Origin of the sequence: Acinetobacter sp. A3, assembly GCF_012371415.1 — a bacterium.
Classification (GTDB): domain Bacteria; phylum Pseudomonadota; class Gammaproteobacteria; order Pseudomonadales; family Moraxellaceae; genus Acinetobacter.
In genome coordinates this window covers 1-10,589 of the sequence record NZ_JAAZQW010000058.1, presented here as the reverse complement: position 1 = coordinate 10,589, position 10,589 = coordinate 1, and the positions used below count along the sequence as shown (strand labels likewise).

The following is a 10,589-nucleotide window of genomic DNA, read 5'->3' as shown; positions in this document are numbered from 1 at the left end:
ACCGTCCAGAGTTGTGCAAGTGGTTAGGGCAAATTGTAGGTTTTATCTCTTTCACAGACTAAAAGTCTTAGGTCTATTACAAACTCTACAATTTGCATATAGTGGAAGCTAATCACTACAAGCTCCAAGATACAAGGTCTTTATAAAATCCGCTCATGCCCTTGCGACGCACTGCTTCTCATCCGAAAGAGAGAAAGGGCTTTTAATATCTCGTGGATTTAAATATCAATAGAACCATCATTTTTTGATTGATGAAAGAGATCTACTGAGTGTAAAGCTTTATTTGCGGTATCGAATAAAGCTTGCAGGATTCCCAGCAACGATAGCCCGTGCTTCGACATCTTTGGTGACCATACTGTCCATTCCGACAATGGCCTGATCTGCGATTTTAACGCCATCTTTAATACCGACATGTGCGCCGAGCCAGACATCCCGGCCAATTTCGATGCCTTGTGAGCGTACCGCTTGCTGATAAATTGGCTGTTCTAGCTGCATACCGTGATCAAATGCATACAGATGACAATACGCTGCGATACGCACCTGATCATGCAGTTTAATCCCCAGCCGGCCACCATCCAGAATACAGTGATGATTGATCGCCACTTCATTGCCAATGTCCAGTGGGCCATGCAGGGTGCAATCTGCGGCGATAAAGGTATTATCGCCAATGACGATCTTGCGTCCCGGTTCCGCAAAAATATGTGCCAGTGGTGAAATAAAACAGTTTTCACCAATCTCGACGGTTTCCATTTCCATCAGATAAGCCTGATATTCTTTTTGCCAAGCTTCTGCCCAGCCACGGTTTTTCGCCTTTAAGGACCAGTATAGCCAAGGCATATAGTTCAGGCGATGTTTATGCTGCTCACGATATTTCAGTAATGGATCTGCTTCAGTCATCTGTCGCTTCTTCTATGATTTTGAGCTGTTCACGGCCACGAGTCACATCCTGAATTTTTAAAGCAAAAGCTTCAATCTGATGCTTCTGCAACTGTGCCTGAACCTGAACGCCTTCGGCACTATAGTCTTCCTGATAATCGATTTGCTGCTGATTCAGTTCATACTGAAAAATGGCCCATTCATTAAACTGACAGAAAAATTGCACTTTTTTCTTTTCAATCAGTTCAATTTTGTCTGCCAGCAGCAAGCATTGTCCAGCGCAGCCGCCATAGGCACGAACCAAACCTCCGGTGCCGAGTTTAATCCCGCCATACCAGCGATTGACCAGCACCAGTACATTGCTCAGTTCATTACCTTCAATGGTGGCGAGAATCGGGCGCCCCGCAGTGCCTGAAGGTTCACCATCATCATTAAAGCGCACCTGATGGCCAATTTTCCAGGCCCAGCATTGATGTGTGGTACTTGGATCACGATAAACGTCCAGAAAATCTTTGACCTGCTGTTCATTTTCTACAGGGGTCGCAAATGCCTGAAATCGGCTTTTTTTGATGTCTTCCTCAAAACTGACCAGGCTGGCAAGCGTATATGGCATAACTTCAGGCTTTAAAATCGAACCCTGGCAGTATACCTGCTTTACTTCAACAAATAAAAAGCCTCTCCATGGAGAGGCCCGATTTGACTCGATTGTTTGACTCAATGGCCTGAAAAGATTAGCGTTCCCGCAAGGCTTCTTTGGCCTTGTTGAATGGCTTGATCAGATAATCCATGACAGTTTTTGAACCGGTGCGAATGTCTACCGTGGCCACCATACCTGGGGTGATATTAAACTCCTGACCCGCATTATTATTCAGTTTGTCACTCTCCGTGCGAATATAGACCCGGTAATAGAACTGATCCTGCTTGACTTCATCACGGATGGTGTCTGGTGAAATCATCGCAACTTTACCATTCAACCCACCATAGATTGAATAATCATATGCTGTAATTTTAACCAGTGCCTCCTGATCTGGACGAATAAAGGCAATATCACGTGGTGAAATCCGCGCTTCAACCAGTAGTTTTTCGTCGAGTGGCACGATGGTCATCAACTTGCCATTTTGTGGAATCACGCCGCCCAAGGTCATCACATCAATTTCTTTTACGATACCGCGTACCGGTGATTTAAAAATAGTCCGGCTCAACGTATCTGACTTTCCGCGTACCACCTGCTGCTGAGTTTCCACATCGGTATTGGCTTTGGACAGCTCTTCCCGCGCACTCACATAATATTGATTACGAATATCATTCATTTGATTACGCAGGTCGTTGGCTTCACGTTTTAAGCGTAGTACTTCAACCTCACTGGCTGCCCCTTTAGCCACCAGTGGTGCTGTCATTTCCAGCTCTTGCTGTACCAGTACCAAGGCCTGTTCTAGACCGGCCACGGATTCCTCCAGATTGGCACGACGTGACTGATACAGTGCCGTTTCTTCTTTCACCAGTTTTGGGTATTTCAAGACTTCTTCGGGAAATACCAATGGCGTACCGCTCACTTCCGCGCGTAAGCGAGCTGAGGTCGCACGTGATGAAATCAGTAAGGATTCAGATTCACCGACATTGGATTCAAAACGGGTCGGGTCAAGCTGAGCCAACACTTGGCCGCGCTCTACAATTTCACCTTCTCTAACATTGAGTGTGGTCAAAATACCGCCTTCTAAAGACTGAACCACCTGCTCTTTAGAAGATGGAATCACTTTACCCATACCGGTAGAGACTTCTTCCAAGCTAAATAACCAGGCCCAGATCAGCAATACCAATAAACCAATGCCGACAATCCAGATAATGACACTCGATTTAGGTAAAGGTGGTTCCTGAAAGCTGACTTTGCTTGAACGTTTTAGTTCTTTGAGTTCACTCATGCACTTGCTCCAACAACCCGCTTATTGCCACCCTGTGACTGATTCAGGATCTGATCTCGTGGACCATCCATGACAATTTTCCCATCATTCACCACAAGAATACGATCCACCAGTTCCAGTACCGCACGGCGATGCGTCGCAACCACCATGGTACGATGGCTCAAATAACTTTTAAGATGATCAATCAACTGCTTTTCTGACACATCATCAATCGCAGCAGTAGGTTCATCTAGCAGTAGAATTTTCGGTTGACGGATCAATAACCGTGTTAACAACAGCGCCTGACGCTGACCGCCAGAAAAACCAACACCACCTTCCAGAATGATATGATCCAGACCTTCTTTTTTCTCCTGCACAAAAGCGAATGCACCGGTGATTTGCAATGCTTCCAGAATTTGCTGATCGGTGGCCAAGGGCGCACCCAGGCTGAGATTTTCACGAATCGAACCATAAAACAGCTGCGAGTTCTGATTCAGCAAGCCCATATCACGACGTACATCTGAAGGATCAATCAGGGTCAGGTCAATACCATCCAGCTTGACCTTGCCCTGTAACGGTGTCTGCATACCAGACAAGAGCTGCAACAAGGTTGATTTCCCGGCACCGTTACGGCCCAGAATCGCAATCTTTTCACCCGGTTTGATTTCAAGCTTTGGAATCATCAGGCTTGGTTTTGGATCATCTTCGCCGTACTTGAATACCACACCACTGAGTTCATAATGACCATCCAGAGCTGGGCGATGAATCAAATGAGAATAATCCGGCTGATCGACCGATTTTTTCATCAACTCATCCAGACCGGCTTTGGCCACTTTGGCCTGTTGCAGACGACCCAACACGCCAGTAATTTGTGAAATGGGTGCCAGCATTCGTGAAGACAGAATCGAACAGGCCACCAATGCACCTGTGGTCATCTCGCCGTCCATCACCGCAAAAGCACCGACCAATACCACAATGGCAAAGGTCAAGCCTTGGATTTTTTGCGTCCAGGCCGTCATCAAACCCACAATCTTACGTTGCTGCATGCTGACATCGGCTGAAACTTCATTCATATGGTTCCACTGATTCTGGAAGCGTGTTTCAGCTCTGAGCAGCTTGATATCTTCAATCCCTTGCACGGCTTCTACCAGCAAGGCATTACGGATGGCAGATTCACGCATGCCCAGCTGAGCCAGTTCTGCCAGTTTTTTCTGCGCCAGAATGCCAGGCAGGATCATCAGTGGCACCACCAGCAGCATCACCCAGAACAGGTTGCCGCCAATCACCCAGAAAATCCCTAAGAACAGGAAGAAAAATGGCAGGTCGGCAATCGCAGTCACTGTGGTTGAAGTGACCAGTTCGCGTACCCCTTCCAGTTCCCGAATCTGCGAGATAAAGGTACCGGTCGATTTGGAACGTTCACTATTTTTGATGCGCAAAGAATGGCCAAATACCCGATCAGAGATTTTCAGATCAGCACGTTTACCAATAATGTCTGATAGATAGATTCGGGAGACGCGTAAAACAAACTCGAAAATTGCCGCAATCAGCACACCGCCAGCCAAAACCCATAAGGTAGGAATCGATTGTGATGGAATCACGCGGTCATACACGTTCATCGAGAAAACAATCGTGGCCAGTGCCAGAATATTCGCGATTAAAGAGGCGAACATGACATCGATATAACGTTTCCAGTCATTCAAGACAATTGACCAGAACCAGTTTTTCTCGAACGGCTTGATATATTCATCCACCCGCGCATCCGGCACAGAAGATTCGGGACGCAGAACATACAGATGCTTTACGCCCGTCTCTAACTGTTCAACCGTGAAACTTTGAGACAAGCCTTCATCGCCACTGAGCTGTATACTAACGTTAGCTTGGGTGTCGATGCGTTCAATCACACCCACATCCCCACTCTCAAACTCCACCAGCAAAGGCAAACGCCACGGATTCAGCAAGCTGCTGTCAAATTTATTTTTACGGACATTTAAACCAATCTGCCGGCTGACAATTTTGAGCATCTCGTCGATGTCATGATGCTGGTTCCAGTCCAGTTGCAGACGAATCCGCTCCTCAGAAGGTTCAATCCGGTAATGTCTGGCAATATTCAAAACCGCTTTAAGCCACGGTTGATAATTTATTGTAGTACTCATGGCTGAACTTCAAACCCCTGAATAGAAATACGGTTAAGCGCGTAAATATCCCGTGTACGGCCGGTGACCTGAATATATTGCACAATCGCCGAATAGATGTCATAGCGCGCAGATTCAATTTCCTGTGCTGCACTATGAATCGCCTGTTCTGCGTTGAGCAAATCCACCACGGTTCGGGTGCCCAATTTATATTGTTCTTGATACAGCTCTTTGGTTCGTACCGTGGTTGCACGACGTTGGGATAAAACTCCCATTTGTTTTTGCTTATTCTCAATCTGCTCACGAATCAAGCGAACCTGATCCAGTACATCCAGATAAACCGTATTGACCTGTGCACGTGCAGCTTCTTCGGCATAACTGGCAGAACGTGCCTGAGAGCGTGCGGCGCCACCCTGATAAAAATTACTGCTGGCTTCAATCATGATTGAATTATAAAAGCCGTCATCTTCATTATTATTCGGATTCCGGCCGTTAACAGCCTGACTTAAACTGCCTTTCAGATGAATGCTTGGATAACGACTTAAACGTGCCTGATCTTTTTGAAAGCGTGCAACCTCTACGCCTGATTGTGCCAGAATCATATTGGGAATCTGGGTAAATTCCGGATCCTGATACAGATCGGCCTGCGCCACAATACGTTCTGGAATCTCCCATTCCACCGCAGACACATCAAACCCCAGCAAAGTGCGTAAACGTTGCTGATATTGTCTGAGCTGGGTCTGCTGCACCAGCAGGTTCGATTGTGCCGCTTCCAGATTGGACTGAGCCTGAATTGGATCGGCCTGACTGCTGATACCGGCACGGGCACGCAAATTGGCAATTTCTGCAATCCGTCCAATGCCCTGAATCTGTTGCTGGGCAATTTTGGTAATTTCCTGATAACGCTTGATATTAACAATCGCATCTGCCACTTCAAAAGCCACCTGATCCAGACTGACCAGCACCCTTGCCTGCTCTTCTGCCAATCTGGCTTCCTCGATACTGACATTGGTTTTGATCTTGCCAAAGTCATACAGCATCTGTGTCGCATTTAAGGAAATCACTTGACGTCCACGCTCACCCGAGGTCAGATCACCGGTCCCCAATCCGCCCGATAACTGCGGATAATAGGCTGCTTTTGCCACATCAATATTGGCCGCCTGTGCAGACAGGGTAGAAATACTCTGGCTAATTTCAGGACGTCGCTGAACTGCGGTATGGATCGCTTCCACCACATTCATCTTTTGTGGAATAGGAGCCACGATAGAGCCGGTAGCAGACTGTCCCTGTTGTGGCTGGGTAATCTGTGGCAGTTCAGCTACCTGAGAAGTATCTAATGAGTAGCGACTGAGTGACGTAATATTAACTGAATGCGCTGACCCTGTTGGCTCTGGTGCAATCAGTTTACTTAAACCGTTTTTAATATTTGCAAAATGGTTTTGCGAAGTTTCTGCATGTGCCAAGGAAATAGATAAAGGCAAAAGAAGACTCATGAAGATCCCCCTTTTTTTATCGGTTTTCCCCTGAATATTTTTTATGTGCTGTACCCTAAATCGCATAATAATTAATGTTTCGTGTTTTAGCCTAACAATATATCAAATCGTTGTAAAAGATACTTTTTTAACGTTGATTTGATGAAAAAAAACCCTCATCCGACAATTGGTGTCGTGATGTGGGTATCTTACAGACATAAAAGCTGTTTATACGGTAAAATCATCACCTAAATAAACTTTTCTTACTGTTTCATTGGCCAGAATTTCTGCTGGCGTACCTTCAGCAAGCAATGCTCCCTCACTCACAATATAAGCATGTTCACAAATCGCCAGCGTTTCACGCACATTATGATCGGTAATCAATACCCCAATCCCACGATCTTTCAAAGTGGTGATGATATCTTTAATATCACCAACCGAGATCGGGTCGACACCAGCAAAAGGCTCATCGAGTAGCATAAATTTTGGATCTGCCGCCAATGCACGTGCAATCTCGGCACGGCGTCGCTCACCACCGGAGACACTCATTCCTAAAGAATCTTTGATATGAGTGATTTTAAAGTCGGCCAAAAGTTCCGCCAGACGTTGCTGACGTTGGGCCTTGGTCAAATCCTTGCGGGTTTCCAGAATCGCCATAATATTTTGTGAAATTGTCAGCTTGCGGAAAATCGATGCTTCTTGCGGCAAATAGCCAATTCCCTTGCGTGCCCGTTCATGCATGGCCAGATCAGAAAGATCCAGATCATCCAGATAGATTTCACCTTTATCCATACGTACCAGACCGACGACCATATAGAAGCTGGTGGTTTTACCTGCACCATTAGGTCCGAGCAATCCGACAATCTGGCCACTTTCCATACTAAAAGACACATCTTTCACCACCCAGCGCTTATTATAATTTTTCGCCAGATGTTTGATGGTCAAGGTTTGAACCTGCTGCGATTGTTCCATTAATCACGTGCTCCTGGAAAGGATTGTGAAGCCGATGGTGGAATCACAATTTTTACGCGACCTTCAGCTGAACCGGTTTTATTCGGTGTACCAATCGCTTCAACATCACCTTTATTCATACTATATTTTAAAGTCGCACCACGAATACTGGCCCCATCCTGCTGCAATAAGGCATTACCAGACAGGGTAATAATTCCGGTTTCAGCATTGTAGACAATTTTCTGAGCCTGACCTTTGGTTAGACCTTTGGAGGCATCTACTTTTTGCTGGAACTGTGTCGGGCTACCGGTAGCCGTAATCAGGCTAATCTGGCGCTTATTGTTCAGATTGGCCACAATTGAATTGGCTTGCAGCTTCATGGTGCCCTGTTCAATGATGACATTGCCAGAATAGGTCGTCACCCCAGTACGCTCATTAAAAGTCGCGCGATCCGCCAGTAAAGTGATCGGCTGGTTACGGTCAGATGGCAAGGCAAAGGCCGCGATTGAAAAAAGTCCAATCACAGTCGCCAGCGCAGTGCGCTTCAGGAAAGTGTGCATCATTTTGACTTTAGGAATTTGGTTCATACTTTCCTCGAATATTAAAGAATTCGTATTGACCATCATTAAGATTGGCTTTAAGACCCTGGCTGATAAATTCAGCCTGTGGAGACTCCACGATCACCGTTTTATCAGTTTCAATTTCACGTGTTTTTGGAAAAGCCGTCAGCTCCTCAGTACGGAACTCTAACTGTCCATTTTGCATGATTTTGGTGGCAAGCACTTCTTGAGAGAGTACAACTTTTGTATTGTCATCATAGCCATGCGCCATTTTGGCAGAGAAAGTCGCATCGACTTGAGCATTGTCATAGGTCGAAGCTTGCAGATTTTCCAGCTTGGAGGTCTGTTGCTGCAAGTTCTGCTCAAGTCGATCCACCTGGGCGCGAACCTATAACATGCCTGATTCATCTGTCTGGGTTAAGTTAATATCTTGAGCGGAATAGGTCATGCTGCGCGCGGAGTCCGTCTGCAGCTTATTGCCCTTGCCACTGTAATAATAATAACCACCACTTATTGCGGCAATCATCACAGCCGTAATATATAAAACTTTAGTATCCATAAGCGGTGTACTTAATCCAAAAGATATGACTTATTAATAAGGCGCACGAGTATATTTTTCAAGTAACTCTTGGTATACGCCTTTGGACATCAGCAGCATATCGCAGATTTCACGTACTGCACCACGGCCACCCAGCGCCTGAGTCACCAGGTCTGCACGGCGACGAACTTCGACATGACCATTCGGTACGGTCACTTTCATGCCAGCAATGGCAAAAGCAGATAAGTCAGGCCAGTCATCGCCCATATATAAGCAATCTTCAGGGTCGATATTGAGCTGTGCACATGCTTCACGTAGTGCTGTGCCTTTATCTTCACGGCCCTGATAGACCAGATCCACACCCAGGTCAGACATCCGTTTTTCGACAATATTACTTTTACGGCCAGTGATAATAATCACCTTGATTCCAGCCTGCTGAACCAGTTTCATACCCAGACCATCGCGGATATCGAATGATTTGATTTCATCACCAGTATTAGTCAGCGTTACAAAGCCGTCACTTAAAATACCATCTACATCAAGCACTAATGCTGCAATATGACGTGCCTGCTCTAATAATACATAAGATGCCATTTATTAATTTACCCCAGCCTGAATCAGGTCATGCATACTAATCACACCAATCACTTTATTGGCCTCATCAACCACTACAAACTGGTTAATTTTACGTTCATTCATACGTTCCAGCGCCACGACTGCACGTGCTTCCTGAGAAATCGTAAGCGGATTCTTGGTCATCACGTCCTGAATTGCCAGATTGACATCAAAACCTTGCTGTTTATCAATTAAACGACGCAAGTCACCATCGGTAAAAATTCCCAGCAAGACATCATTTGCATCTACGACCGTGGTCAATCCCAGACGTTTATTTGAAATCTCGTATAAAACTTGATTCATCGGTGTATCTGGTGACACTTTTGGCAATTCCGAACCTGTATGCATGAGGTGTTTTACATGTAGCAATAAACGTTTACCCAAGGCACCCGCTGGATGTGACAATGCAAAATCGTCAGCAGTAAAACCACGTGCATCTAAAAGAGCGACAGCCAGTGCATCACCCAGCGCTAAAGTTGCTGTTGTACTCGAAGTCGGTGCCAGGCCAAGTGGACAGGCTTCCTGAAGATGACCCAAAGTTAAAGCCACATCAGCATTTTGTGGCATTGGGCCACGCTCATCGCCGCTAATGGTAATTAAAGGAATTTCAAGATGTTTGATGAGTGGCATCAGCATCATGATCTCATCACTCTTGCCTGAGTTTGAAATCGCAATCAGCACATCACCCGCGACCAGCATGCCCAAGTCGCCATGACCGGCTTCACCCGGATGCATAAAGAATGAGGGTGTTCCGGTCGAAGCAAAGGTCGCCGCCATTTTACGGCCAATTTCAGCAGCAAATTCATCAAGTACTACATCAATATCTTGTTCTACAGCTTCTTTACCTATGGCTCGATCACAAATTTCTTGAAACACACCTGATTTAACACCATAAGTTAATTGATCTTGATCATTCTTATCTACGCGAATTCCTTCAATAAAATCCTCATAACCATAACTTTGATGGAATGTCACAAAACTGACTCTTCCTTCATCCATATATTTTTTAAAAATTTTACGATCATTTTCAGTTTGTGGATCATTAATATTACGACCATCTAAAATAGATAAAGCATAATTAATAGTATTATACGTTTTACCTGTACCCGCTGGACCGAAAAGGATTTGGTTTAGTGGATGATTTAATTTATTTACAGAAGATGTATCTCTGCGATCAGATTGTCCATTTTTAACCATTTCTAATTCTAATTTTTTACAAATGTCTTCATAGGTTGGTGTAAATTTTTTAAATTCGCTTATTGTCCACTCAACTAACTTTTCCATGCTCATTGCCAATCCCTCTTCTATTGACAAGGCACTTGCTATATTAGAATTTTCTGTATCTCTTATCGCTTGATAATTTTCTCTAATTTCCTTTTTTTTCTTATCAGATACAGGCGCCTCATCCGTTCCACACTTGTACGTATCAATTCTTACTTCAAACCCAGTTTCTAGATAAAAGGATAATAGACTTCCGTCATAAATCAAAAAACGTACAATTTATTTGATCTTAAATTAATCAGCAAAATTATTTAATTCAAGAG

The 10,589-nt window shown here is 45.0% G+C and carries 8 protein-coding genes and 2 pseudogenes; all 10 read right to left on the bottom strand.

Going from position 1 to position 10,589, the window contains the following annotated elements:
- Nucleotides 1-279 precede the first annotated feature (279 nt).
- A complete protein-coding gene (locus HHA42_RS12545) occupies nucleotides 280-897 on the bottom strand; it encodes an acyltransferase (protein WP_100355049.1) in 618 nt (205 codons plus the stop codon).
- Complete coding sequence (locus HHA42_RS12540) at nucleotides 890-1,489, bottom strand: YigZ family protein (protein WP_005171279.1); 600 nt, start codon at nucleotides 1,487-1,489, stop codon at nucleotides 890-892. The genes HHA42_RS12545 and HHA42_RS12540 overlap by 8 nt, the downstream gene beginning before the upstream one ends.
- 118 nt (nucleotides 1,490-1,607) lie before the next feature.
- Nucleotides 1,608-2,795 carry an HlyD family efflux transporter periplasmic adaptor subunit gene (locus HHA42_RS12535; RefSeq protein WP_168526732.1) on the bottom strand — a complete coding sequence of 396 codons (1,188 nt, stop codon included), beginning with the start codon at nucleotides 2,793-2,795 and terminating at the stop codon, nucleotides 1,608-1,610.
- Nucleotides 2,792-4,930, bottom strand: a complete 2,139-nt coding sequence (locus HHA42_RS12530) for a type I secretion system permease/ATPase (protein WP_168526730.1) — start codon at nucleotides 4,928-4,930, stop codon at nucleotides 2,792-2,794. The genes HHA42_RS12535 and HHA42_RS12530 overlap by 4 nt, the downstream gene beginning before the upstream one ends.
- Complete coding sequence (locus tag HHA42_RS12525; protein ID WP_168526728.1) at nucleotides 4,927-6,468, bottom strand: TolC family protein; 1,542 nt, start codon at nucleotides 6,466-6,468, stop codon at nucleotides 4,927-4,929. Before HHA42_RS12525 ends, HHA42_RS12530 begins: the two co-directional genes overlap by 4 nt.
- 141 nt (nucleotides 6,469-6,609) lie before the next feature.
- Complete coding sequence (gene lptB, locus HHA42_RS12520) at nucleotides 6,610-7,353, bottom strand: LPS export ABC transporter ATP-binding protein (protein ID WP_005096670.1); 744 nt, start codon at nucleotides 7,351-7,353, stop codon at nucleotides 6,610-6,612.
- Nucleotides 7,353-7,919: a lipopolysaccharide transport periplasmic protein LptA gene (gene lptA, locus HHA42_RS12515; RefSeq protein ID WP_005096669.1), complete on the bottom strand. Its 567-nt coding sequence runs from the start codon at nucleotides 7,917-7,919 to the stop codon at nucleotides 7,353-7,355. The genes lptB and lptA overlap by 1 nt, the downstream gene beginning before the upstream one ends.
- Nucleotides 7,903-8,451, bottom strand: a pseudogene (gene lptC / locus HHA42_RS12510) (LPS export ABC transporter periplasmic protein LptC). Before lptC ends, lptA begins: the two are co-directional and overlap by 17 nt.
- A gap of 33 nt (nucleotides 8,452-8,484) precedes the next feature.
- Nucleotides 8,485-9,024 carry an HAD-IIIA family hydrolase gene (locus HHA42_RS12505; RefSeq protein WP_005096667.1) on the bottom strand — a complete coding sequence of 180 codons (540 nt, stop codon included), beginning with the start codon at nucleotides 9,022-9,024 and terminating at the stop codon, nucleotides 8,485-8,487.
- A 3-nt stretch (nucleotides 9,025-9,027) separates the two neighbouring features.
- A pseudogene (locus HHA42_RS12500) lies at nucleotides 9,028-9,834 on the bottom strand (KpsF/GutQ family sugar-phosphate isomerase); the annotation flags it as partial.
- Between the last annotated feature and the right edge of the window lie 755 nt (nucleotides 9,835-10,589).

Excerpts from the sequence above, each read along its gene's own strand:
- HHA42_RS12545 (WP_100355049.1), bottom strand. The coding sequence starts at position 897 with ATGACTGAAGCAGATCCATTACTGAAATATCGTGAGCAGCATAAACAT.
- HHA42_RS12540 (WP_005171279.1), bottom strand. The coding sequence starts at position 1,489 with ATGCCATATACGCTTGCCAGCCTGGTCAGTTTTGAGGAAGACATCAAA.
- HHA42_RS12535 (WP_168526732.1), bottom strand. The coding sequence starts at position 2,795 with ATGAGTGAACTCAAAGAACTAAAACGTTCAAGCAAAGTCAGCTTTCAG.
- HHA42_RS12530 (WP_168526730.1), bottom strand. The coding sequence starts at position 4,930 with ATGAGTACTACAATAAATTATCAACCGTGGCTTAAAGCGGTTTTGAAT.
- HHA42_RS12525 (WP_168526728.1), bottom strand. The coding sequence starts at position 6,468 with ATGCGATTTAGGGTACAGCACATAAAAAATATTCAGGGGAAAACCGAT.
- lptB (WP_005096670.1), bottom strand. The coding sequence starts at position 7,353 with ATGGAACAATCGCAGCAGGTTCAAACCTTGACCATCAAACATCTGGCG.
- lptA (WP_005096669.1), bottom strand. The coding sequence starts at position 7,919 with ATGAACCAAATTCCTAAAGTCAAAATGATGCACACTTTCCTGAAGCGC.
- HHA42_RS12505 (WP_005096667.1), bottom strand. The coding sequence starts at position 9,024 with ATGGCATCTTATGTATTATTAGAGCAGGCACGTCATATTGCAGCATTA.